Source organism: Enterobacter sp. ku-bf2 (assembly GCF_001742765.1).
Lineage (GTDB): Bacteria > Pseudomonadota > Gammaproteobacteria > Enterobacterales > Enterobacteriaceae > Enterobacter > Enterobacter quasiroggenkampii.
This window is the reverse complement of record NZ_MDVW01000023.1, coordinates 47554-71704: the sequence shown is the minus strand read 5'-3', so window position 1 is coordinate 71704 and position 24151 is coordinate 47554. Positions and strand designations below refer to the sequence as shown.

Genomic DNA, 24151 nt, shown 5'->3' with positions numbered 1-24151 from the left:
TCACGATGATGACGTGGCCTCCGGTGCCTGCACCGGGGGCCATTTTTTTAGCCGCCACGTCAGAAGCAAGGCCACGATCACCAGACCCGCTGCGGCAAGATAGATCACCGGCACGCCTGCCCAGGCCATCACCAGCCCCGCCAGCGGGCCGGTAATGCCTAACGACATATCCATAAACACCGTATAGGTCGCCAGCGCGGCGCCCTGATTCTGCGGCGGCACGGCTTTAACCGCCACCACGCCCAGCGCCGGGAAGACCAGTGAAAAACCGGCTCCCGCGAGGAAGACGCCCACTTTCGCGACCCAGGGCACCATCGCTATTCCGGTCAGCAGCAGCCCGACAATTTCTATCGCAAAGCAGATCATCGCCACGTTCAGCCCACCCAGACGGTTGATGCCGTTAGGGAAAAGCAGGCGCGTGCCAACAAACGCACAGCTGAACAGGGTTAACGCAAAGGCCGCGCCGTCCCAGCCTTTGGCGTCATAGAACAGGGTAATGAAGGTCGCGATCACACCGAAGCCGGTGGTCGCCAGCGCCAGGGCCATGCCGTACGGCCAGACGCGCCCCAGCACCGCCCGAAACGGCAGCGGCTTGCCCTTGCTGGCCTTCACTTTCGGGCGCGGCAGCGCAAACAGAATCGCCAGCAGCGCGACCGCCATGATGGTGACGGCCAGCCCATACAGCCCGCCAAACGCATAGCAGGCCACGCCGAGCGGCGCACCGAGCGCCATCGCACCGTAGGTGACAATCCCGTTCCAGGAGATCACCCGGCCAATGTGCGGCGCACCGACAACCCCCACGCCCCACAGCGTCGAGCCGGTTCCCGCCAGGCTTTGCCCGATGCCGAGGATGACGCGGCCCAGGCAGAGGAGCGCCAGGCTGACCAGCGGCCAGTGGCTGGTTGTGGCAGCCAGCAGGTAGCTCAGGCCGCTGAGGAAGCAGCCGCACAATCCCACCACCACGATGCTTTTTGGACCGAACGTGTCCGCGTAGCGACCGGCATGCGGTCGGCTCAGGAGTGTCGCGAAATACTGCAGGCTAATCACCAGCCCCGCCCAGAAGGCACTGAAGCCCATCACGTCATGGACATAGCCCGGCAGGACCGCCAGCGGCAGGCCGATGGTGAGATAGCTGGCAAAGTTGAAAATAACAACGGAAACGATGCGCAGATTGAGGCGCAGTCCGCTCAGTGCCGTTTCAGCGGCAGGTTCGGGCATGAGGTTCTACCTGGATTTTTTACAACAGTGTTTCACTATTACCACGCCCCAATAAGAAAATCAGCACCGACTTTCAGATTAACGGTGCCAGACGAAGCGACGCCCGGGCACTACACTTACCGGGTCATCATTTTAAGGAACACGCATGATCGCTAACCCGTCCGACAAAGCAGGACTCCACATCTTATTAAAGCTCGCCTGTCTGGTGGTTATCCTTGCGGGTATCCATGCTGCCGCTGACATTATTGTCCAGCTCCTGCTGGCGCTCTTTTTTGCCATTGTGCTTAATCCTCTGGTCACCTGGTTTCTTCGCCGGGGCGTCAGCCGTCCGGTCGCCATCACCATTGTCGTCATCGTGATGCTGATTGCCCTGACGGCGCTCTTCGGCGTGCTGGCGGCATCGCTGAGCGAATTCTCCACCATGCTGCCGCAGTACAACAAAGAGCTGACGCGTAAGATTGTGGCGCTGCAGGAGATGGTGCCCTTCCTAAATTTACATATCTCACCTGAACGGATGCTGCGCAGGATGGATTCCGAGAAGGTCATGACCTACGCCACCACGCTGATGACGGGGCTTTCCGGCGCGATGGCCAGCATTCTGCTGCTGGTCATGACGGTGGTGTTTATGCTGTTTGAAGTCCGCCACGTCCCCTATAAACTGCGCTTTGCGTTGAATAATCCCCAAATTCACATTGCCGGATTACACCGGGCGCTGAAGGGCGTCTCTAAATATCTGGCGCTGAAAACGCTGCTGAGCGTCTGGACCGGGGTGATTGTCTGGCTGGGGCTGATGCTGATGGACGTGCAGTTCGCGCTGATGTGGGGCGTACTGGCGTTTCTGCTCAACTACGTGCCCAATATTGGCGCGGTGCTTTCCGCCGTGCCGCCGATGATTCAGGCGTTTCTGTTTAACGGTTTTTACGAATGCATGCTGGTTGGCGCGCTGTTCCTCGTGGTGCATATGGTGCTGGGCAATATTCTCGAGCCGCGCATGATGGGGCACCGGCTGGGCATGTCGACGCTGGTCGTATTTTTATCCTTACTGATTTGGGGATGGCTGCTGGGCCCGGTCGGCATGCTGCTGTCGGTCCCCCTGACCAGCGTATGTAAGATCTGGATGGAAACCACTAAAGGCGGCAGCAAGCTGGCGATCCTGCTCGGGCCGGGGAGGCCAAAAAGCCGGTTGCCTGGGTAAGCACTCTCGTCTGGTTAGCCATTACCGGGGACAATAGATTATAGTAATGGTTTCGCCGCGCAACTTTGCGACTCTCTCTGTTTTGACTGAAGGCCAGACGTTATATGTACCAGGTTTTTCTGGGAAAAATCTCCTCGCTGAGCACCAATCGCTGGGCTGAAGCACTCTCCCGACACGCGCCCGAAGGCGCCCAGCGTGCGCGCTGGCTGGCGGGTCGCGGGTTGCTTTCGCGTCTGCTGGCCCCGAAGTCACTGCCGGAGATTATCCACAACGAACAGGGGAAACCCCTTTTTGCCGGCGACTATCCGCTGTGGTTCAGCCTTAGCCACGCGGATGATGACATTGCGTTAATTATCAGTGACGAAGGTAACGTGGGCTGTTCACTGGAACGTATTCGCCCGCAGGATAACTGGCACACGCTCGCCAATGCCGTCTTCAGCGGCGCCGAGCATGAAGAGCTGGAAAAGGAAACGCCAGAGAGCCAGCTTACGGCGTTCTGGCGCATCTGGACGCGGAAAGAAGCGATCGTTAAACAGAGCGGCGGTCACGCCTGGCAAATGGTTAGCATTGACAGTACCGCCCGCGCATTTCACTCAGTTAGCCACTGCCGGATAGACTCGCTGAGTCTTGCAGTCTGTACCGCGACGCCCTTTGAGCTCAGGGCCGGGCTGATTTATTCTGCTGACGACGTGCTGGCCGAAAAATCGTCAACACACCCAGAATAATAAACCCGACCCCCACCAGCCCGTGCCAGGAGAAATGTTCTTCCCAGCCCGGCAGCAGGATCGCAGCGCCCCACACCAGGATATAGCTAAGACTCAGCAAGGCATACGCTTTGCTGAGCGCCATGCGATGCAGCGCCAGATACCAGCAGCCCATCGAGGCCACATACCCCATCAACCCCAGCAGCAGCGCCGCCGTGCCGGATGAGAAGTGCCACAGCGCGGAAATAAGCGCCAGAACATCGCTGACCGGCGGCAATGCCTGCATCGCATTGCGCAGCAACAGCTGCGCGGCGCTGACTAACAGCACGCTGCATAAGGCCCAGAACGCCCCTTTCACAGGCTTCCTCCCAGGATAACAATCCCAATGATGATCAACCCTACCCCCAGCCAGTGATGTGACGCGACGGTTTCACGCCAGAATACCTTCGCCGCCAGCGTCACCCAGACAAAATTAAGGCTCAGCATAGGGTAGGCAATGCCGACAGGCAGGCGCTGCAGCACCACCAGCCAGACCAGCATCCCGCTGCCCAGCGCCAGCAGAGCCAGGCCCAGCCACAGCGCGATATGCACGCCACGCCGCCCGGCTTTCGCCGGACGGGTAGCCTGTTTCTGGCACAGCTGTCCTGCACAGCTGAGCAGGCTTGCCAGTATCAGCCAGATCCAGGTCATCACTTCGGCAGATACTGCAGGTAGGCCAGACGGCCCTGGATATACAGGCTGTCCGGTTCTGGCAGATTAGCCCGCGAAAGGTCATCGCGTTTTGACAGCAGGATTACCAGCGATACGCGTCCCTGCTGACGGTGCTCTGCCAGCCACTGCGCGAAGTCATCTTTACCGACAAAACGATCTTTCACATCAGGATAATCCAGCCCGTAGCGCAGTTCGCCACTCTGACCATACAGCGTGATGTCATTGCGCTTCAGCTCCCACGCCAGGCCAGCGGCCACGCCCACGTTATTGGCCAGCACGTAACGGCTGTCCTGAAGCGGCTCGCGCACGGTGTCGACCAGCGACTGCGGCTGTTTGGAATCCACCACCAGGTTAGGAATGGCAAAACCAATCAGCAGCGCCAGGCCCGCAGGGCAGAACGCCGCCAGCCACCAGCGCTGCTGACTCTGCCTGAACGTAAACCAGCCTACCGCGGCCCAGATGAGGAACGCGACCACCGCGCAGAACACTTTATACAGTTCGACCGAGGTCCAGACCGGATGCTTAGACAGTCCCCACGGGGAGACCACCAGCGCCGCCACCACGCCGATAACGCCAAACGCCAGGTTAATCCCGCCGTTAATGCGCAACGCTCTGGCGCCTTTCTCCGCCGCGAGGCAGGCATAGCGTGCCATCAGGATCGCCAGCGGGGCAAAGCACGGCAGGATGTAGGTCGGCAACTTGCCTTTGGCGATGCTGAAGAACAGCAGCGGCATCACCACCCATCCCAGCAGATAGAACCCGCCACCCGCGTTTTGTCGGTCATTCCAGCCGAGACGAAACGCGCCGGGCAGCAGTGCCAGCCACGGCAGGCTACCCGCAATCAGGAACGGTATGTAGTACCAGAACGGGGCTTTGTGCTGCGCGTCGCTCTGGGCGAAACGCTGAATATGCTCTACCCAGAAGAAGTAACGCCAGAAGTCAGGCTCACGCTGCGCAATGGCCAGCCCCCATGGCAGAACAATCAGCACGCAGCTCAGGATCGCGAGCCAGCCAAAAATCAGCACCTCTTTCCAGCGCTTCTGGGCGATCACCCACGGCAGCACGCCAATCACCGGTACCGCCAGCGCCAGAAAGCCTTTGGTCATCACCCCCATCCCGCAGGCCAGCCCAAGCAGCACATAGCCGCCCGCTTTTCCGGCAACGGTTTGGGCCTGTGACGCCAGCCAGAAGCTGCACATCGCCGCCACCAGCCACAGGGTGATGATGGGATCCAGCACCGCATACGTACCGATGCCATACACCAGGAACAGGGTCAGGAAGATCAGGCCGGAGAAAATGGCTGTCCGCTTATCCCGCCAGAGACGCCAGGCCATCCAGATAACCAGCAGCGCGGCTAAACCGGTGGAGAAGATGGACCCGGCGCGCACGGCGAGGTTCGTGTGCCCGAACAGCATCTGCCCGATGCTGTTGACCCAGTAGCCGGCAATTGGCTTTTCAAAGTAACGCAGCCCCAGAAAATGCGGGACAACCCAATCTCCGGAGGCCAGCATTTCGCGGCTGATTTCCGCATAGCGCGTTTCATCAGGCTGCCAAAGCAGGCGGATATCGACCGGAATGAGGTAGTAAACGATAAACAGTGCGAGAAGCGCTAAGCCATAACGGGCTGTTTTCATGGGACCGGACTCACGGTTTGTTGATAACCAAGCCAGCCTTCCCGGCCAGCCAGTTCATTACGGACAACTTTGCCCACGGGCAGGGTGCTGAGGTCGTCTGGCAGCAGCTCGCTCAACGGGCAGAATTCGATGCCCTCCTGAGCGGCCATGGTCAGCAGTTCATCGAAATCATGCTGATACGCAATCCCTTCCACTTCGGCATGGATGGTATACACCGGCGTACCGGCGTCACGATGAATGCGGTCCAGAATGTAGCGATTGAACTCATCCGCCTTTACCTCGCGTCCGACCACTTCATCCCAGGTGGGAAGCGTTACCGGAATTTGCACCGTACCGTAGCGATTTTCGCCCAACAGCGGCAAAAAGGGCCCGGTTCCGCGGCAATCGCTGTTGTAGCGAAACGCGAAGGCCTCTTTGGCCTTCACGACGCGCTGATCCGCACGCCATCCCGCCACGGCGGAGCAGCGCACGGGCTGACCGATAATGGCCTCCAGCTCCAGCATCCCACGCTCGACCTCACGGGACAGGCGCGGGATATCCCAGACGCCCGCCCAGGCTTGCCAGGCATGGTGATCCCAGGCGTGCAGACCCACCTCATGATGCTGCGCCGCCTCGCGGATAACCGCTTCATTACCCGCGCCGATGCGTCTGCCGGGCCAGGCGGTGCCGGCCAGCAAAATATCCCAGCCGTAGAGGGATGCTGCGCGCGAGCGCAGCATTTTGTACAGAAATGCCGGTTTAACCAGACGCCATAAATGGCGTCCCATGTTGTCAGGCCCCACGCTGAAGAAAATGCTGGAGCGCACACCGTGTTTGCTCAGCAGTTCCAGCAGTTTGGGTACGCCGTCACGCGTTCCCCTGAAGGTGTCGACATCAATGCGTAAACCGACTTTTTTCATGAGACCTGTTCCGACAGCTCCACGGTGCGCAGGAAGAAATCAAGCGTTTCATCAATGGTCTGTTCCATCTTCACGGTCGGCGTCCAGTTCAGGCAGCGCTTCGCATTGCGAATGCTTGGCTTACGGTGCTCAACGTCCTGATACCCTTTACCGTAGTAGCTGCTGCTTTCCACTTCGCGGAAGCCGGCAAACGGCGGGAATTTATCGCGCAGCGGATGACGCTCAAAGCTGGCCAGCAGCATCTCGGCCAGCTCGCGAATGCTCGCTTCGTTGTCCGGGTTGCCGATGTTGATGATTTCACCGTTGCAGCGGTTATCTTTGTTTTCGATGATGCGGAACAGCGCTTCGATACCGTCGCTGATATCCGTAAAGCAGCGTTTCTGTTTACCGCCTTCGATAAGCTTAATTGGCGAGCCTTCCACCAGGTTCAGGATCAGCTGGGTGATTGCACGGGAGCTGCCGATACGCGCCGCGTTCAGGTTGTCCAGACGTGGCCCCATCCAGTTGAACGGACGGAACAGGGTAAAGCGCAGACCCTCTTTCTCGCCGTAGGCCCAAATCACGCGGTCCAGCAGCTGTTTGGAGACGGAGTAAATCCAGCGCTGTTTGTTGATCGGCCCGACCACCAGGTTGGAAGTGTCTTCATCGAAGTTCTTATCGGTACACATGCCGTACACTTCAGAGGTGGACGGGAAGATGATGCGCTTATCGTATTTCACGCAGTCGCGGATGATCTTCAGGTTCTCTTCGAAGTCCAGCTCGAACACGCGCAGCGGGTTACGGGTGTACTCGATTGGCGTGGCAATAGCGACCAGCGGCAGCACCACGTCGCATTTTTTAATGTGGTATTCAATCCACTCGGAATGGATGCTGATGTCCCCTTCCACGAAGTGGAAGCGCGGGTTGTCGAGGAAGCGGCTGATCGCGTCCGCGCCAATATCCAGACCGTAAATCTCGTAGTTATCGTCCTTAAGCAGACGTTCGGTCAGGTGGTTACCGATAAAACCGTTCACGCCGAGGATCAGAACGCGGGTGCGGCGTTTGATGGCAACAACCGGTGCGCTGGTGATCAGCGCCCCGGCCACCAGGCCCAGCGACTGCGCCAGCTGTGTGCCCTGAACGTACAGGCCGTTGTCGGTTTGTCCGGTAACGATCTCCAGCGCCTGCTCGCCGCAGCTCACAATCAGCGGGGAGACGGAGACGACGGTGCCCGGTTTTGCCGCCGGAATGTCGTCACGCACGCGGGATTTCCAGACGATGAATTTGCTTACGCCCGCAAAGCTGTAGGCGCCCGGCCACGGATCGGTTACGGCGCGCACCAGGTTGTGCAGCTGGCGGGCCGGTTTGTTCCAGTCCAGACGACCATCTTCCGGCGCGCGGCGACCAAAGCTGCTTGCCTTGCTCTCGTCCTGCGCGGTCTCGCTGAAGGTGCCGTTGAGGATGGCAGGAAGGGCATCACGCAGCAGCGTCTGTGCCGTCGCGTTCAGCTTCTGATGCAGCTGAAGCGCGGTATCGTCCGCATCAATAGCGACCTTCTGCTGTGCCACGATGGCGCCCGCATCCGCACGGCGCACCATGCGGTGCAGCGTCACGCCCGTTTCCGTTTCACCGTTCACCAGCACCCAGTTCAGCGGGGCGCGGCCACGGTAGGCAGGCAGCAGCGAACCGTGAAGATTAAAGGCGCCTTTCGCGGCCAGGCCTAAGATCTCGTCAGAGAGCAGGTTGCGATAGTAGAACGAGAAGATCACGTCAGGCGCGAGCGCGCGGATGCGATCCACCCACAGCGGGTGGTTAACGTCGTCCGGCGCATAAACCGGGATACCGCGCTCGGCGGCGATACGCGCTACGGAGCCGAAAAAGTTGTTTTCTCCAGCCGTGTCCGGATGGGTAAAGATTGCCGCAATGTCATAGCCCGCTTCCAGCAGGGCCAGCGTGCCCGTGCACCCCATATCGTGATAGGCAAATACAACAGCTTTCATGGGTGAATTTCCTCTTGAGATGCTTTGTGTTCCTGACGGACAACACGTTGAATAAAGTAGCGCGGACGCGCGCGAACATCGTTATAGATACGGCCAATGTATTCACCGAGGAGACCCATCCCGACAAACTGGGCGCCGATGAACATAAACAGCACGGCAAAGAGCATAAAGACCCCTTCCGCCGCCCACTGCGGGCCAAAGACCAGGCGCAGTACCACCAGCAGGACAGAAATCGCAAAGCCCGCCAGCGCAATAATGCTGCCGAACACGCTCAGCAGACGCAGCGGCGTGGTGGTCAGGCAGGTGATGAGGTCATACATCAGGTTGATGAGACGCATAAAGCTGTACTTCGATTCCCCGTGCTCGCGCTCGGCGTGCAGAACCGGGATTTCCGTTGCCTTACGGGCAAAGGTATTCGCCAGAATCGGAATGAAGGTGCTGCGCTCGTGGCAATGCAGCATGGCGTCGACAATATGGCGGCGGTAGGCGCGCAGCATGCAGCCGTAATCGCCCATCGCTTTACCGGTCGTGCGCTGGATCAGACGGTTGATGGTACGCGAGGCCAGCTTACGGAACAGGCTGTCCTGACGGTTCTGACGGACCGTGCCGACCACGTCATAGCCTTCGTCGGCTTTGGCCACCAGGCGCGGGATCTCTTCCGGCGGGTTTTGCAGGTCCGCGTCCAGGGTGATGATCAGATCGCCCGTGACGTGGCTAAACCCCGCCATAATCGCCGAGTGCTGGCCGTAGTTACGGTTGAGCAGCACGGCTACGATGTGGCTGCCTTCAACCTGCGCGGCTTCGGTCAGCATCAGCGCGGAATTATCGCTACTGCCATCATCCACCAGCAGAATTTCGTAGGCCTTGCCCATCGTGTCACAGGCGGCCGTTGTACGGCGGATCAGTTCGGGCAGGCTCTCCTGCTCGTTATAAACCGGGATTACCACGGATACTTTTTGTACAGGCGGTGCACTGAACATATCAATGTCCTGCAAGCTGATGGAGTGCGGTAATGACGCGGGTTGTGTCGTCATGAGTCATGTCCGGGAAAAGAGGGAGAGAACAAATACGCGCGCTATTCCATTCAGAATTCGGGAGCGATACATCAGGAAAACGCTCGCGGTAGTATTTTTGCGTGTGGGCCGCGCGGAAATGGAGGCCGGTACCGATGCCTTTCTCTTTCAGCGCCGCCATCAGGTTGTCGCGTGAGATCCCGCAGCGCGCTTCATCAACGCGAATAATAAACAGGTGCCAGGCGTGCACGTGCGGCCATGACGGAATAGTGAGCGGCTGGAACGGCGTATCGGCAAGCTCCCGCAGGTAGCGTTCAGCGATTTCCTGGCGGCGTTTGTTGGCCTCTTTCAGTTTGCCTAACTGCACCAGCGCCAGCGCGGCGTTGATGTCCGCCAGGTTGTATTTATAGCCCGGCGCGATCACTTCCGCCTGCGGCGCGCGGCCATGCGTCTGGCGATCATAGGCGTCTACGCCCAGGCCATGGAATTTCAGACTGCGGATCCGCTGTGCCAGCTGCGCGTTATCGGTGACCACCAGGCCGCCTTCCGCGCAGGTCATGTTTTTAATGGCGTGGAACGAGAAAATTGCCGTCCCTTTCCAGCCCACGTGACGGTTTTTGTAGTACGTTCCGGCGGCATGGGCCGCATCTTCAATCACCGGAATACCGTGACGTTCACCGATGGCATGGATAGCGTCGATTTCACACGGCGCGCCGGCATAGTGAACGGGAATAATGGCTTTAGTGCGCGGGGTAATGGCGGCTTCAACGGCTTCTGGCGTCACCATTAATGTGTCTTTATCCACATCAATCATGACTGGCGTGGCGCCCAGCAATACGATCATATTCAGCGTGGACACCCAGGTCTGGGAAGGGGTAATGACTTCATCGCCCGGGCCAATATCCAGCGCCATCAGCGTAACGTGCATGCCCGCGGTGGCGGAACAGACGGCAATCGCATGCTGATTCCCGGTAAGTTGACAGAATGCCTCTTCAAGTTCCTGATTCTTAGGCCCCGTGGTGATCCAGCCCGACATCAAAACGTCCTGAAGCGCCGCAATTTCCTCAGCGCCCATCGACGGTCGCGAAAAAGGCAGAAAATCACTCATTATTAATTTCCTTGCTGTATTAAAGGCGTCATCTTTTACTGCGCTGTCGTTATGGGCAGCTCAATGGAATCATGCAAGATGGTTATTAAATAAAGACCAAATAAAATTAAGTCGCTATAACAGTTATGTCAACAAACCATCAACTGAAGCAAAAGTAGCGTCGTTTTCTTAGGAAAAAATTAAGACAGAGGGGAAGCAGAAGAGGAGCAGCATATAAAAAAGCACAGGAAAGTGTTTTACAACAGTAAGATAGCGTTTACGGCAATTTTTTCTGTTTTTTGTGGGGCCACTCACAGCAGCAACTATAATATTTCATTTGTTTTACACTAAAAATTATAGGAAAAGTAAATGAATACTCAACCAAAATAAAAATCCCGAAGGTTTGGGCGGGAATTCCGACCTCCTCCGGGAACTTTTTATTAATTTGAATTGTCGCGGAATCAACTGTCGCGATTAGTTAAGATTAGCAGGAAAATCATTCGGCAATTCACTGGCCGCGCAGGCGATCACGCTTTCGTTATTGGCGCCGCAGTCACGTACAAAGGTGATAGTGGCAAATTCATCAATCACTTCCGTTGGATACGCCGGGCCCGCATCACGGTAGCTGTTCATCAGTGGAATATGATCGTTCTGGAAGCAGACGGTTTTTTCCGGGTTGTTCATGACCCAGCGCGGGAAGAAGATGGTGCCGTGGAACAGTTTGTCGCCCAGGTTCACAATCAGGCTGACGTCGGTACCGGTTGGCTCGGTCCAGGAAATTTTATAGATGCTCTCCCCTACCCGCACGATGTAAGCCTGCTGATCTTTCACCCAACGGTTTGCCACCAGACCGCTGTGAATACGGTAATCCAGGGTCGTCTCATTTTTGACGTAAATCTCGTAGTTCCAGCCGTTGTCGTAGGTATAAACAAGGTGTTTGCCAACGAAGCCGCTTAAGTCGTGTTTGTCGAAGGTGTTCATAAGATGTCTCCTTTGTTTTGATGAGACGATCGTACCCCTTCAAAAAATGAATGAATAACGCTATGTTTTAATCAAATTCATCCAAATTTTAGATAAATTATGCATAAGACGACGCTTGAACAATGGTCTTTACTGGCGAAAGTGATCGAGGCGGGCAGCTTTGCCCGAGCGGCGGAAGAAACGCACCGCAGCCAGTCTTCGGTGAGCTATAACCTGTCGCTGCTGCAGGAGCGGCTGGGCGTGGCTCTCCTGGTGCCGGAAGGACGACGGGCGGTGTTAACGCCGGCAGGAGAACTGCTGCTCAACCAGGTTAAACCGCTGCTGAAAGCCTTTTCGTACGTTGAGACGCGCGCAGCGACCCTTCGCAACGGAATGCGCACGCGGCTGGATCTGGTGGTGGATTCCATTTTCCCCCGCCGCCGCCTGTTTGCCATTCTGCGCCAGTTCCAGCAGCAGTATCCGCAAACCCAGGTACGACTCACCGAGGTGCTGGAAAACACCCGGGACGATGCCATTAACGACGAAGCCGATGTGATGGTCCTCACCCGCCGCCAGGACATGACCGGGCTCGGCGAATGGCTGATGAATATCGACTTTGTTGCCGTGGCCCACCATCAGCACCCCCTCTTTGACCTCGACGCGCCGCTTAACGATGACATGCTACGCCCGTGGCCGCTCATTCAGATTGCGGACAGCCAGCCCGCCGCGCGCGCGGCCGGTGAGTCATGGACCTTCTCCACCATCGATGCCGCCATTGAGGCCGTCCTCTCTCAGGTCGGCTACGGCTGGCTGCCGGAGGAACGCATCCAGACTCAGCTGGATCAAGGCATCCTGAAACGCCTGCCGCTGAGCCACGGTGCACGCAGAGCGACGCCGCTTCACCTGATTGTTAAGCGCTCCCTCGCCCCGCTTGACGAGCAGGTGGAGACGCTGCTGCGCCTTTTTAGCCAGGAGCCGTCATCCTCACCTGCTACGCTTTAAGGTCCGAACGTTAAAACGATAAGGAGCGGATGATGAAAATCGACTTTACGGGGAAAGTGGCGCTGGTGACCGCCTCAACCGGCGGGATCGGGTTCGCCATTGCCAGAGGGCTGGCAGAAAGCGGTGCCGAGGTGATCGTTAATGGCCGCAGCACGGAATCGGTGAATAAAGGCATTCAGCAGCTGCAGCAGGTAGTGCCGGGCGTGCAGGTGCGCGCCGCGATTGCCGATCTCAGCACGGCGGAAGGGGTCGAGTCGCTGCTCAAGGTAGCGAATAACGTCGATATTCTGGTTAACAACGCCGGGATTTACGGCCCGCAGGATTTCTATGCCACCGACGATGAGACCTGGGAGCGTTACTGGCAGACCAACGTGATGTCCGGCGTGCGTCTGTCCCGCGCCCTGCTGCCGGGCATGGTGCAAAAGGGCTGGGGGCGGGTGGTGTTTATCTCCTCCGAGTCGGCCTGCAATATCCCGGCGGATATGATCCACTACGGCGTGACCAAAACGGCGCAGCTCTCCCTGGCGCGCGGGCTGGCGAAGTTCGTGGCGGGAAGCGGCGTGACGGTCAACAGCGTCTTGCCGGGGCCAACGATGTCGGACGGTTTCGCAGAGATGATGAAGGATGAAATCGAAAAAACCGGTAAATCGCTGGAGCAGCTGGCGAAAGAGTTTGTGATGGCCAACCGCCCCAGCTCGGTGATCCAGCGCGCGGCCACGGTAGAAGAGGTGGCCAATATGGTGATTTATGTCTGTTCGCCCCAGGCTTCCGCCACCTCGGGCGCGGCGCTGCGCGTCGATGGCGGCGTCGTGGATGACATCATCTGAGGCTGTCAGGCCGCACTGCCTGCAACCCGACGGGCAGTAATGTAGTGCGCCTGCCAGTAAGCATCCGTCAGGGTTGAGACCGTGACGCCCTGGCTGCTTGAGGCATGAATAAACTGGCTATTGCCAATATACACGCCGACATGCCTGCGGTTCGGACCCGTCTGGAAGAACACCAGATCTCCTGGCCTCAGGCGGTATTGCGTCACCTGCACCCCGCGGTGGATCTGCTCGCCGGTCGTGCGCGGTAAGTTAAGATGCGCCACATCGCTAAACAGGTGCTGCATGAGCGCGGAGCAATCCACCCCGCGGCGCGTGGTTCCGCCCCACTGGTACTGGGTCCCCTTCCACTTTTGGAATTGATCAAGGATGCGCGCGCGCAGCGGGCCCGTATCCTGTTGCATCAGTGCAGATTTCGCTGGCGAGACGGCCAGGTCACTGTTCATCGATAGCATCGACGCGGGGAGTTGAAAACTGAATGCAGAAAACGAAGCAAAACTTAACGTCAGGATTGAAATAAACGATCTAAGAGTCATATCAAGAAAGCAGTAGTGAGTGAGTTTTTCCTTACCTGTGGGGCCAAAGGGTTCCCCTGAATATCGTGCGATGTGGCGATAATATAGACAGATCGTTTTTTCACCAATTCTTATCGAGGCCAAAAATGGACTCACTTTGAGATCGCAAGATCGAGAAAAAAATGGTGGTGATGTAAGGACTGTCCTGGTAAAGCAGGTAAACTGATCCACAGAATGTGTATTTCAGCTAAGACGTATTTATGACCAATATGATTGCCGACGAGACGGTGGCGAAATCCAGCGTGCTCTCTGTCTTTGACTTTGATGGGACGTTAACACACCACGACAGCTTTATTCCTTTCCTGCGCTTTGCCTTCGGGAAACGCTACTTCGCGGGCCGTCTGGTGCGTATGGCGCTGCCCACGCTCCACTGCGTGCGTCGCAAGCTGACGCGCGATGAGCTAAAGGAAGTGCTGATCAAAACGTTCCTGACGGGCGTGGATGAACACTGGTTGCGCCAGCAGGCGGAAGCGTTTTGCGAAAAATACTGGAACAAGCTGATGCGCCCCGAAGGGGTTCTGGCCGTGGCGGCAGAGGTGAATTCCGGTGCGGAGGTGACCATCTGTTCCGCGTCTCCGGCGCTGGTGCTTCAGCCGTGGGCTGACAAACTGGGCATTAAGCTGATTGGCACGCAGCTGGAAGTGAAAGACGGCAAGCTGACGGGGCGCATCACGGGCCACAACTGCCGCTGCGCCCAGAAGGTGGCCAGGCTGGAAAAAGTGTATGGCGATCTGAACGCCTATCACCTGCGCGCCTGGGGAGACACCCGCGGCGACCACGAGCTGCTGGCGGCGGCGCAGGATCCGCACTGGCGGCACTTCCACCCGCCGCGCAAGCGCCGGAATTCACCGATTAAGGGTTAGGTGCGGTCTGGTGCCCTCACCCCAGCCCTCTCCCACAGGGAGAGGCAGAAAACCAAACTGTAGGCCCGGTAAGCGAAGCGCCACCGGGCGGTACATCAGGCTTCTCGTTTCCCCGGGAACATCACGCTCGCAATAATTCCCAGCGCCAGCACGCCCAATACCACAAACAGGCTGGCCGTCGCGCCAATGCTGTAACCGTGATGCCAGAAGTGATCGGTGGCATTTAACCCCAGCTTGAACGCCACGAAGAACAGCAGCAGCACCACCGCTTTCTCGAGGTGCACCAGATACTGCTTCAGCGCTTCCAGCACGAAGTAAAGAGTACGCAGGCCGAGGATAGCGAACATCATGGCGCTGTAGATAATCAGCGGCTCGCGGCTGACGGCGATAATGGCCGGCACGGAGTCAAACGCGAACATCACGTCTGAGAGTTCCACCACCGCCACGCAGAGCAGCAGCGGGGTCGCATAGCGCTTCGCCTTCTTCACGCGCCCAACCATCACGTCCTGGTTTTCCGGCTTTTCAAGCTCCGCATCCACCTCTTTCTGCGTCAGAATAAAGGCGTTGCTGCTGATTTTCGGCCAGACCGGATAGAAGCGTTTCACCAGGCGATAGGCGAGATGACCCGAGTAATCTTCCACTTCGTCACTCTCTTCATTGCGTCGGAGCATCATTACCGCCGTCCAGCCGACGACCAGCGCGAAAATCACCTCGACGTAAGGCCCCAGACTTAACAGGCTGGTGCCGATAGCCACGAAAATACCGCGGAAGACAATCGCCCCCAGCACGCCCCAGTAGAGCACGCGGTGACGGTACTTATCCGGCACGCCGAACCAGGCGAAGATCGCCATCATCACAAACAGGTTATCGACGGAGAGCACCTCCTCCAGCGCATAACCGGTGAGGAACAGGCTCGCCATCTCGGCGCCGTGGTGAACGTACAGGAACCCGGCGAAGGCCATCGCCATCATGACCCAGAAGAGGGACCACATTGCGGCGCTTTTCAGCGAGATCGGTTTATCGTGACGGTGCATAAAGAGGTCGATAAACATCGCCCCAACGGCCATCACCACAAAGACAACAACGGTTTCCGTCGGGAAACCGAGATGAGCAGCAGACATACATAACCCTTTTATAGAGGCAAAGCACAGCACCATGCAGGCTGGCGTAAACCAGCAGAGAAAAAGGGTGGGCTGTTTATCACATCCACCCTCAAAACCGCAGCGCGACGGCCGCGTAAGGGGTGTACTTTACCTTACCAGATGGGGATTGCACATCTACCGTTTAGGCGCTCATGCCACGCAAACGCTGCAGTACTGCGACCAGAACCGCCACAGACCAGCCTACCATCAACGCGCCCACCAGTCCTTCCACCCCGCCGATGAGCCGCCAGTGCTGGGGTAACGTGACGTCGCCGTACCCTACCGTCGCATAGCTCACCAGCGAAAAGTAGAAGCTGGTGTTCCAGTCATTAAACGCGTCGATGACAAAATAAAAGGCAGCAAACAGCCCGGCCTCCAGGAGATGGGCGAAAATCATAGAGATAACGATACCGACATTGCGTAAAACAATGCGTACCGCAGAATCGACGTCTAACGTGATGAATTTTAAAACGCCAAACATCCACAGCGAATGAATGACCACGGTTAGGGTAAGCAAAATAATAATGCTGAGTAGCTGCATGGTACGTGCTCTGACCAAAAGGGATATGGCCCCGCGAACGCGGCGGGGCATCTGGTCGAAGCTTAGTTGAATGGAGAGGAAAAGTTGGTGCAATAATTGCGTTACGTGATTATTTCTCTGCCAGCACGTCATGCTTACGGCTGGTCAGCAGCCTTGAGCGATATCCGCAGCGCACTATCTGTGAGTCACCTCTTATTTACATCATTTAAACCTTCCATTAACTGGATAAAAAGAACGCACCGTCGCTATAGTGGTTTTGTTTAATAAAACTAAGTTGTACCTAATAAAACAAAGAACACACCCTGCGAGGATACAATGACAGAACATTTACGTAACGGCGCGACCGCCACCGAGGACATAGAAAGAGAGACGATGCGGAAGGTGATCTGGCGTATTCTCCCGTTTCTGATTGTCAGTTACCTGGTCTCGATTATCGATCGCGGGAATATCGGCATGGCTTCGCTGCAGATGAATGAGGACCTTGGCCTCAGCAAAGCGGCGTTTGGCTTCGCCAGCAGCCTCTACTTCGTGGCCTATTTCCTGTTTGAGGTGCCGAGCAACCTGGCCATGCAGAAAGTCGGCGCCCGGCTGTGGATCCCGCGCATTATGATCAGCTGGGGCATCGTCTCCATGGGCATGGCGCTGGTTCAAAACACCACGTCGCTCTATATCGTCCGTTTTCTTCTCGGAGCAGCGGAAGCAGGCTTCTTCCCGGGCGTCGTGCTGTATCTGACCTGGTGGATCCCTGCCCGCTACCGCGCGCGCATTATTGCGTCCTTTATGGTCGCCATCCCGCTCGCTAACTTCATCGGCTCCCCGCTTTCCGGATTGATACTGTCGCTGGATGGCTGGCTGGGTCTTCGCGGCTGGCATCTGCTGTTCATTATTGAAGGCTTACCTGCGGTGCTGCTGGGTATTGCGGCCTGGTTTATTCTCCGGGATCGCCCTCATCAGGCGAAATGGCTCAGCGATGAACAGAAAAAGTGGCTGGAAACCACCCTTGAGACCGAGCGTAGCCAGCAAAAGAACATTGGACACCAGACGACGTGGCAGCTGCTGAAGCATCGCCAAATCTGGCTGATGGCGCTGATTTACGCGGGCGCATCGTCCGCGGGCACCACTATTAGCGTCTGGTCTCCTCAGCTGCTGAAATCCTTCCATCTTGATAATCTTCAAACCGGTCTGTTTAACGCCATTCCTTACGGTCTGGCATCGGTTCTGATGATTGTCTGGGGACGACACTCCGATCGCACCAATGAACGCCGCTGGCATACTGCGCTGACGCTGTTCATGATTGCCGCCGGCGTGTTCGCTGCCTTTGTCAGCGTCTCGCTCTTTGCCACTCTCGCGATCCTGAGCATTATCCTGACGGGCGCGTATTCGATGAAAGGGCCTTTCTGGGCGCTGGCGTCCGGCTGGATGAGCAGCTCCTCGGCGGCGGCAGGGCTGGCCGCGATTGGCGCCATCGCGAACCTGATTGGCGGGGCGGTCATGGTAAATGCCTACGGCATGATCAGCGAGCAAACGGGCAGCTACACGCTGGCTATGCTTCCGCTGGCCGTGCTGTGCCTGGCCGGGGGTATCGCGGTACTCATTATGGGACGGCAGGCCCGCAACGCTCAGCTACACGAAAAACAGGTCACACATTCATGATGACAGAAGCGGGACACATGTCCCGCTTCTGCGTTTAAAGATTTTCTTCCGCCGCGTCGCTCGTTTCACCAAAGAACTGCTGACAGAAGGGCTTACTGGCTCCCATTTTCTGCGACAGACGGCTGGCCGCCGCCTTCATCAACGGGCCTATCTCCTTCTCACGACGATCTTCCGTCAGCCGTGAGATGGGGCCGGTCAGGGCTAACGCCGCAACCAGCTTGTCGTGAACGCCGAAGACAGGCATCGCAAACGCCGCGGTGTGGGGATCGCGTGCGCCTGACGTGTAGAAAGGGAGTTCAGCGTCGCCCTCCGGCAGGCTCTCATTGAGCCCCCAGTGGCGCAAGACCTTACTGATGGCCGAATTATCGAGCGGGAACTGGCTGCCGGGAAGATTGCTGTGTCGCAGGCCGTGCGACGCTTCCGCGCGAAACAGGCAAAGGCGCTGCCCGCCCTCCAGCACATACCAGCTGGCGCTCTCCTGAGACGCCAGGGATAAGGCCTGAAGCTCTGGCTGAACCACCCGCGAAAGATGGAAAGATTGTTCATACAGCTTGCCGAGGTAAAGCAGACGTGGGCCAAGCGCATAATTGCCGTCTTCATGCCTGACGACGTAATTCATCCGTTCAAGAGAATTCATCAAGCGGTAAACCGTGGTTTTGTGATAACCCGACAGCTGTGCCAGCGCGGTCAGCGTCAGGCTCTCCTCTCCTGGACGGAAGCAATCCAGTAAAGCCAGCGCTTTTTCAACCGCTACAACGCCTTCATTCCCCATCATTATCTCCTTGTTAGCCCGGCAGTGAGTGTACCTCAAATTTTGTGAGTCACTTCGTGTTTACATCACAAACGCCACCTCGGGTCTGGCTAAAAGGAAAGCAACACCGCTATAGTTGTTTTGTTCTGTACACCTGCATTGTACTCAGTAAAACAATATGGAGGCATTCATGTCCGTTTCTGAAAAAAAACCGATTAATCGCCAGTTCGAACGCGTTTCTGCCGAGGACGTTCGTCGGGCTGCCGAGTATCAGGCCGCCATTCTGGCCGACGTGGCCGGTCGCCGCGGTACGCTTCACGGCCGCATCAAACCGCTGGCTCCTCACATGTCCGTTGCGGGTCCGGCCATCACCGTGGAAGCCCGTCCGGGTGATAATCTGGCGATTCATGCCGCGATGGCGGTTGCGCAACCCGGCGATGTCCTGGTCGTCGATGGCAAAGGCGACCTGAGCTGCGCGCTGCTGGGCGAAATCATGGCCACTCAGGCTCAGGCGAGCGGCATTGCGGGCATCATTATTGACGGCGCTGTACGTGACGCCGATTCCCTGAGCAAAGGTCACTACCCTGTCTTTTCTGCCGGTCTGAACCCCTGCGGCCCGACAAAGTTAATTTCTGGCCGGGTTAATCATCCCATTTCAGTCGCCGGGGCGACGGTTCAGGCCGGGGATCTGGTTGTCGCGGATATCGACGGCGTGGTCGTCATCCCGCGTGATGAGGTTCAGCAGGTTATCGCGCTGGCAAAAGAAAAGCTGGAGATGGAGACACGGCGTCTTGCCGCCATCCGTGAAGGCGATTTGCGTCCACACTGGCTTGATGACGCGCTTCGTAAGGCTGGTATGTTAGCTGACGGGGAGACGCTGTGATGGGGGGCAAAGACGTAATTCTGGTTACCGGAAGCGACCTGGCGGAGCAGGCCATGGTGATGCTGCAGGGCTTTGAGGTGGTGTTTGCGGGCCGCCAGCCGACAGAAGATGACCTGATCGCGCTGTGTGAACGACACAATCCCGTGGCGATTCTGGTTCGTTACGGCCGGATCACCGCGAAAGTCATGGATGCCGCCCCGGCTCTGCAGGTTATTTCCAAGCACGGAAGCGGGATCGATGTGATAGACCAGACGGCAGCGGCCGAGCGCAATATCGCCGTCCGCGCGGCCCCAGGCGCAAACGCGGCGGCAGTGGCTGAACATACCTGGGCGCTGATCCTCGCCTGCGCAAAGTCCGTGGTGCCTCTGGACAAGCGGTTACGAGACGGGCACTGGGATAAGGCGACGCATAAATCCATTGAGCTGGAGGGATTAACCCTGGGGCTAATCGGATTGGGCGCTATCGGCTCGCGCGTGGCAACTATTGGTCACGCCTTCGGCATGAAGGTGCTGGCTTACGATCCCTATGCTAAATCGATGCCTGCCCTGTGCGAACGTGCAGAGACGCTGACCGGACTTCTTTCCCGTTCCGATGTCATCTCTTTGCACTGTCCGCTAACCGATGAGAATCGGGGAATGATCAATAGCGAGGCGCTCGCACACTGCAAACGGAACGCCATTCTGGTCAATACAGCACGCGGTGGACTGATCCACAGTGAATCGTTACTGGCGGCGCTCCGGGATGGCACGCTGCACAGCGCAGCGCTGGACAGCTTTACCCAGGAGCCGCTGACGGCGCCGCACCTCTGGCAGTCCGTAGAAAACGTGGTGATTTCACCGCATATTGGCGGCGTTACCGCCGCGTCATACATCAAGATGGGGACCGTGGCCGCGGGCAATATTCTGGCCGTGACGGATGCCACCACCGTCAGCCCGTAAAGCCAACCGCGACGAGTGGCAGCGCGCTGATGTCACTTGTCTTCTGCCAGCGCCTGAGCACACGCCCAGGCACTTGCCCAGGCCCACTGGAAGTTGTACCCGCCGAGCCAGCCGGTGACGTCCATCACTTCACCGATGAAGTAGAGCCCCGGCACGTTCCGCGCTTCCATGGTACGGGAAGAGAGTTCATTCGTGTCGACTCCGCCCAGCGTGACTTCCGCCGTGCGGTAGCCTTCCGTGCCGTTTGGCTGCACGCGCCAGTTTGTTAGCGTCTCGACCAGCGTTTCCTGCTCGCGGCTGTTAAGCTGCTTTAGCGACACGTCGGGGATCTGCCCCAGCACCTGCAAACATTCAACCAGACGCTTCGGCAGCTGCATTGCGAGGGTGTTTTTCAGGCTCTGATTCGGGTGCGCCGCACGCTGCTCTTTGAGGAAGGCATCCAGATCGCAATCGGGGAGCAGGTTAACCGTGACAAACTCCCCCGGCTGCCAGTAGCTGGAGATTTGCAGGACCGCCGGGCCGGAGAGGCCGCGATGGGTAAAGAGCAGGTTTTCGCGAAACACCGTGCCGTCTTCGGCGGTGATAACGGCGGGAACGGACACGCCAGACAGCGTCTGAAGCTGTTCCAGAAGCGGTTTATGCAGCGTGAACGGCACCAGCCCGGCGCGCGTAGGCAGGACTTTCAGGCCAAACTGCTCGGCGATTTTATAGCCGAACGGGGAAGCGCCCAGCCCCGGCATAGACAGGCCGCCGCTGGCAATCACCAGATTATCGGCGCTGACGGTTTCACCGTTGAGCTGCAGCGTGTAGCCCTGGTCATCGCGGGAAACGTCCAGCACTTCGGTGCGCAGGCGCATGACCACGCCGCCCTTCTCGCACTCGGCCACCAGCATATCGACAATCTGCTGGGCGGAGTCGTCGCAGAACAGCTGGCCCAGCGTCTTCTCATGCCACGCGATACCGTGCTTACCCACCAGGTCGATAAAGTCCCACTGGGTGTAACGCGCCAGCGCAGATTTACAAAAATGACGGTTTTGGCTCAAATAGGCCGCGGGTTCAACATACAGGTTAGTAAAGTTGCAGCGCCCGCCGCCGGACATCAGGATCTTGCGGCCTGGCTTTTTACCGTTATCCAGCAGCAGCACGCGACGACCCGCCTGTCCGGCCATTGCCGCACAAAACATACCCGCCGCACCGGCGCCAATTACCACGGCATCAAACCTTTCCACGTCAAAACCCTCTTTGTTAACTGCCGCGGATTGTAAAGTTTCCTCTGTGGTCACACCAGCGTAAAAAGATATTACAAAGCCATTCCATTGAAATTTAAAGAATATCCTTTCAGGCACTTTTCTCAAATCAGGTGGTATGTCAAAAAAAGTCTATATTTCACTTTGCCCGTTGCGCATTTGTCCTGGATAATGCGCCGCGTTCATGTCCTCAAAATGGCGTAACGTCCTATGCTACATTTGTTTGCCGGCCTGGATTTACATACCGGGCTTTTACTCTTGCTTGCTCTGGTTTTTGTACTGTTTTACGAAGCGATCAACGGCTTCCACGACACTGCAAACGCAGTAGCGACGGTTATCTACACTCGCGCAATGCGATCGCAGCTTGCGGTTGTTATGGCGGCGGTATTTAACTTTTTTGGTGTCCTCCTGGGCGGACTGAGCGTTGCGTATGCGATTGTGCATATGCTGCCAACAGATCTGCTGCTTAACGTAAGTTCTGGCCATGGCCTCGCTATGGTGTTCTCAATGCTGCTTGCTGCAATTATCTGGAACCTCGGTACCTGGTATTTCGGCCTGCCTGCATCCAGTTCTCACACCCTCATCGGCGCGATTATCGGTATCGGGTTAACCAACGCCCTCATGACCGGTACATCGGTTGTTGATGCGTTAAATATCCCGAAAGTACTGGGGATCTTTGCCTCTCTCATCGTCTCCCCTATCGTGGGTCTGGTGGTGGCGGGCGGGCTGATCTTCATCCTGCGTCGTTACTGGAGCAATACCAAAAAACGCTCCCGTATTCACCTGACGCCGGCAGAGCGTGAAAAGAAAGACGGCAAGAAAAAGCCGCCATTCTGGACGCGTATTGCCCTGATCATTTCCGCTATCGGCGTGGCTTTCTCACACGGCGCGAACGATGGTCAGAAAGGCATTGGTCTGGTGATGCTGGTACTGATCGGTGTTGCTCCGGCAGGCTTCGTGGTTAACATGAACGCCTCCGGCTACGAAATCACCCGTACCCGCGATGCGGTCAACAACGTTGAAACTTATTTCCAGCAGCACCCTGAGCTGCTGAAAAAAGCGACCGGCGTTGACCAGTTAATCCCGTCTCCGGAAGCCGGTGCCACGACTGCACCTGGCGAATTCCACTGCCATCCGGCTAACGCGATTAACGCGCTGGAACGTGCCAAAGGCATGTTGGGCAATATCGAAAGTTATGACAAACTGACCGTTGAGCAGCGTGGTCAGCTGCGTCGCATTATGCTGTGCATCTCTGATGTGACGGATAAAGTGGCGAAGCTGCCAGACGTGAATGCTGACGACCAGCGTCTCCTGAAGAAACTGAAAGGCGATATGCTCAATACCATCGAGTACGCGCCAATCTGGATCATCATGGCGGTCGCGCTGGCACTCGGTATCGGTACGATGATTGGCTGGCGCCGCGTGGCGACCACCATCGGCGAGAAGATCGGTAAGAAAGGCATGACCTATGCGCAGGGTATGTCCGCGCAGATGACGGCAGCAGTGTCTATCGGTCTGGCGAGCTACACCGGTATGCCGGTATCCACCACCCACGTACTCTCCTCGTCCGTGGCAGGTACCATGATTGTTGACGGTGGCGGCCTGCAGCGCAAAACCGTAACCAACATTCTGATGGCCTGGGTGTTCACCCTTCCGGCGTCCATCCTGCTGTCTGGCGGGCTGTACTGGATTTCGCTGAAGCTGATTTAATCGGTTAAAGGCGACAAAAAAGCGGGTCAGGAAACTGACCCGCTTTTTTTATGGCTATTGTGCTACTTAATCCATTGCTGTGATTAGGAAAATCTGAACACAATCTGTTCAGATTTTTACTGCACAAATAACTATTATCCCCGCGAATGATCTCAGTTCCCCTCATGACGGAAAAACTATGCCATTCAAAACGGCGACTAAATGGATTCATCGCCTTGTTACCGTTTCGCTTCTGGCGCTGGTCATTGGATTTTTGTGGCTCAACCACCAGCCCAACCGGCAAGAGAGCGATGAATTACAACACGTTTATAAATTATCTGACAGCGTCTGGCTCTATATGACCGTGAACAATCAGGGTGACGCAACCGTACCCACAATCTACCGTTACTATCTTTCGGAAAAGATAACAGGGAAAGACACCGACATTATCCATCAGTTGGCTAAGAAGCATCCTGTCATTGAAGGTACAGGTACAATTACTGCGGCCAGCATTGATACAAACGGAGACGTTAACATCGCCTATAGCGGGAAGGTTACTTCGATTGAGACCAATATCTCCGATCTTCGGTTCTCAGTGAAGCCCTGAACCAGAGGAAAGAAGGCGGGGCTGACTGACCCCGCC

General features: G+C 57.1%; 24 protein-coding genes. 10 read left to right on the top strand and 14 right to left on the bottom strand.

What is annotated here, in order from left to right; genetic code table 11:
• Positions 1-1218 (bottom strand): MFS transporter, encoded by a 1218-nt coding sequence (locus tag BFG58_RS21730; protein WP_069720559.1) that lies wholly within the window; start codon positions 1216-1218, stop codon positions 1-3.
• A 145-nt stretch (positions 1219-1363) separates the two neighbouring features.
• On the opposite strand from BFG58_RS21730, the gene BFG58_RS21725 reads away from it, so the two are divergent.
• Both BFG58_RS21725 and acpT read left to right on the top strand, forming a co-directional pair.
• Entirely contained in the window at positions 1364-2413 is a 1050-nt protein-coding gene (locus BFG58_RS21725; RefSeq protein ID WP_045909021.1) for an AI-2E family transporter, read from the top strand.
• 104 nt (positions 2414-2517) lie between these two features.
• Complete coding sequence (gene acpT / locus BFG58_RS21720) at positions 2518-3138, top strand: 4'-phosphopantetheinyl transferase AcpT (RefSeq protein ID WP_069720558.1); 621 nt, start codon at positions 2518-2520, stop codon at positions 3136-3138.
• Here the strand turns inward: acpT and arnF are convergent.
• From arnF to BFG58_RS21680, 8 genes are all read right to left on the bottom strand, one after another.
• Positions 3071-3475 (bottom strand): 4-amino-4-deoxy-L-arabinose-phosphoundecaprenol flippase subunit ArnF, encoded by a 405-nt coding sequence (gene arnF, locus BFG58_RS21715; protein ID WP_069720557.1) that lies wholly within the window; start codon positions 3473-3475, stop codon positions 3071-3073. The genes acpT and arnF overlap by 68 nt on opposite strands.
• Complete coding sequence (gene arnE, locus BFG58_RS21710) at positions 3472-3807, bottom strand: 4-amino-4-deoxy-L-arabinose-phosphoundecaprenol flippase subunit ArnE (protein WP_045909037.1); 336 nt, start codon at positions 3805-3807, stop codon at positions 3472-3474. The genes arnF and arnE overlap by 4 nt, the downstream gene beginning before the upstream one ends.
• Positions 3807-5462 carry a lipid IV(A) 4-amino-4-deoxy-L-arabinosyltransferase gene (gene arnT, locus BFG58_RS21705; protein WP_069720556.1) on the bottom strand — a complete coding sequence of 552 codons (1656 nt, stop codon included), beginning with the start codon at positions 5460-5462 and terminating at the stop codon, positions 3807-3809. Before arnT ends, arnE begins: the two co-directional genes overlap by 1 nt.
• Positions 5459-6361 carry a 4-deoxy-4-formamido-L-arabinose-phosphoundecaprenol deformylase gene (gene arnD, locus BFG58_RS21700; protein WP_048226324.1) on the bottom strand — a complete coding sequence of 301 codons (903 nt, stop codon included), beginning with the start codon at positions 6359-6361 and terminating at the stop codon, positions 5459-5461. The genes arnT and arnD overlap by 4 nt, the downstream gene beginning before the upstream one ends.
• Positions 6358-8340, bottom strand: coding sequence for a bifunctional UDP-4-amino-4-deoxy-L-arabinose formyltransferase/UDP-glucuronic acid oxidase ArnA (gene arnA / locus BFG58_RS21695; protein ID WP_069720555.1), 1983 nt, complete (start codon positions 8338-8340; stop codon positions 6358-6360). Before arnA ends, arnD begins: the two co-directional genes overlap by 4 nt.
• Positions 8337-9320, bottom strand: coding sequence for an undecaprenyl-phosphate 4-deoxy-4-formamido-L-arabinose transferase (arnC, locus tag BFG58_RS21690; protein ID WP_048027754.1), 984 nt, complete (start codon positions 9318-9320; stop codon positions 8337-8339). Before arnC ends, arnA begins: the two co-directional genes overlap by 4 nt.
• Position 9321: 1 nt before the next feature.
• The gene (arnB, locus tag BFG58_RS21685; protein WP_048027756.1) at positions 9322-10461 is read right to left on the bottom strand and encodes a UDP-4-amino-4-deoxy-L-arabinose aminotransferase; all 1140 of its coding nucleotides are present in this window, start codon (positions 10459-10461) and stop codon (positions 9322-9324) included.
• Positions 10462-10914: 453 nt separating this feature from the next.
• Positions 10915-11421, bottom strand: coding sequence for a phenolic acid decarboxylase (locus BFG58_RS21680; RefSeq protein ID WP_024908855.1), 507 nt, complete (start codon positions 11419-11421; stop codon positions 10915-10917).
• Between the two features lie 99 nt (positions 11422-11520).
• On the opposite strand from BFG58_RS21680, the gene BFG58_RS21675 reads away from it, so the two are divergent.
• On the top strand, positions 11521-12402 hold the full coding sequence (locus tag BFG58_RS21675; RefSeq protein ID WP_069720554.1) for a LysR family transcriptional regulator: 882 nt from the start codon (positions 11521-11523) through the stop codon (positions 12400-12402).
• 32 nt (positions 12403-12434) lie between these two features.
• The gene (locus BFG58_RS21670; protein WP_021242161.1) at positions 12435-13229 is read left to right on the top strand and encodes an SDR family NAD(P)-dependent oxidoreductase; all 795 of its coding nucleotides are present in this window, start codon (positions 12435-12437) and stop codon (positions 13227-13229) included.
• Positions 13230-13234: 5 nt separating this feature from the next.
• Here the strand turns inward: BFG58_RS21670 and BFG58_RS21665 are convergent, their stop codons facing one another.
• Positions 13235-13681 carry an NlpC/P60 family protein gene (locus tag BFG58_RS21665; RefSeq protein ID WP_175430185.1) on the bottom strand — a complete coding sequence of 149 codons (447 nt, stop codon included), beginning with the start codon at positions 13679-13681 and terminating at the stop codon, positions 13235-13237.
• A gap of 320 nt (positions 13682-14001) precedes the next feature.
• Between BFG58_RS21665 and BFG58_RS21660 the strand changes: the two genes are divergently transcribed.
• Entirely contained in the window at positions 14002-14664 is a 663-nt protein-coding gene (locus BFG58_RS21660; protein ID WP_024908852.1) for an HAD family hydrolase, read from the top strand.
• A gap of 95 nt (positions 14665-14759) precedes the next feature.
• Here the strand turns inward: BFG58_RS21660 and BFG58_RS21655 are convergent, their stop codons facing one another.
• A complete protein-coding gene (locus BFG58_RS21655) occupies positions 14760-15785 on the bottom strand; it encodes a TerC/Alx family metal homeostasis membrane protein (RefSeq protein ID WP_008503109.1) in 1026 nt (341 codons plus the stop codon).
• A gap of 163 nt (positions 15786-15948) precedes the next feature.
• On the bottom strand, positions 15949-16347 hold the full coding sequence (locus tag BFG58_RS21650; RefSeq protein WP_008503110.1) for a potassium channel family protein: 399 nt from the start codon (positions 16345-16347) through the stop codon (positions 15949-15951).
• A 315-nt stretch (positions 16348-16662) separates the two neighbouring features.
• Between BFG58_RS21650 and BFG58_RS21645 the strand changes: the two genes are divergently transcribed.
• Entirely contained in the window at positions 16663-18000 is a 1338-nt protein-coding gene (locus BFG58_RS21645; protein WP_008503111.1) for an MFS transporter, read from the top strand.
• Between the two features lie 34 nt (positions 18001-18034).
• On the opposite strand, the gene BFG58_RS21640 is transcribed toward BFG58_RS21645, so the two are convergent.
• Positions 18035-18772 (bottom strand): IclR family transcriptional regulator, encoded by a 738-nt coding sequence (locus BFG58_RS21640; protein ID WP_039267175.1) that lies wholly within the window; start codon positions 18770-18772, stop codon positions 18035-18037.
• A 169-nt stretch (positions 18773-18941) separates the two neighbouring features.
• Here BFG58_RS21640 and BFG58_RS21635 point away from each other — a divergent pair, with 169 nt between their 5' ends.
• Together BFG58_RS21635 and BFG58_RS21630 are read left to right on the top strand one after the other, a co-directional pair.
• Positions 18942-19634 carry an RraA family protein gene (locus BFG58_RS21635; protein WP_069720552.1) on the top strand — a complete coding sequence of 231 codons (693 nt, stop codon included), beginning with the start codon at positions 18942-18944 and terminating at the stop codon, positions 19632-19634.
• The gene (locus tag BFG58_RS21630; protein WP_023294750.1) at positions 19634-20572 is read left to right on the top strand and encodes an NAD(P)-dependent oxidoreductase; all 939 of its coding nucleotides are present in this window, start codon (positions 19634-19636) and stop codon (positions 20570-20572) included. The genes BFG58_RS21635 and BFG58_RS21630 overlap by 1 nt, the downstream gene beginning before the upstream one ends.
• A gap of 32 nt (positions 20573-20604) precedes the next feature.
• On the opposite strand, the gene BFG58_RS21625 is transcribed toward BFG58_RS21630, so the two are convergent.
• Positions 20605-21801 carry an NAD(P)/FAD-dependent oxidoreductase gene (locus BFG58_RS21625; RefSeq protein WP_069720583.1) on the bottom strand — a complete coding sequence of 399 codons (1197 nt, stop codon included), beginning with the start codon at positions 21799-21801 and terminating at the stop codon, positions 20605-20607.
• Positions 21802-22029: 228 nt separating this feature from the next.
• Here BFG58_RS21625 and pitA point away from each other — a divergent pair, with 228 nt between their 5' ends.
• Positions 22030-23529, top strand: a complete 1500-nt coding sequence (gene pitA, locus BFG58_RS21620; RefSeq protein WP_008503116.1) for an inorganic phosphate transporter PitA — start codon at positions 22030-22032, stop codon at positions 23527-23529.
• 178 nt (positions 23530-23707) lie between these two features.
• A complete protein-coding gene (locus BFG58_RS21615; protein WP_047072313.1) occupies positions 23708-24115 on the top strand; it encodes a hypothetical protein in 408 nt (135 codons plus the stop codon).
• Positions 24116-24151 lie beyond the last annotated feature (36 nt).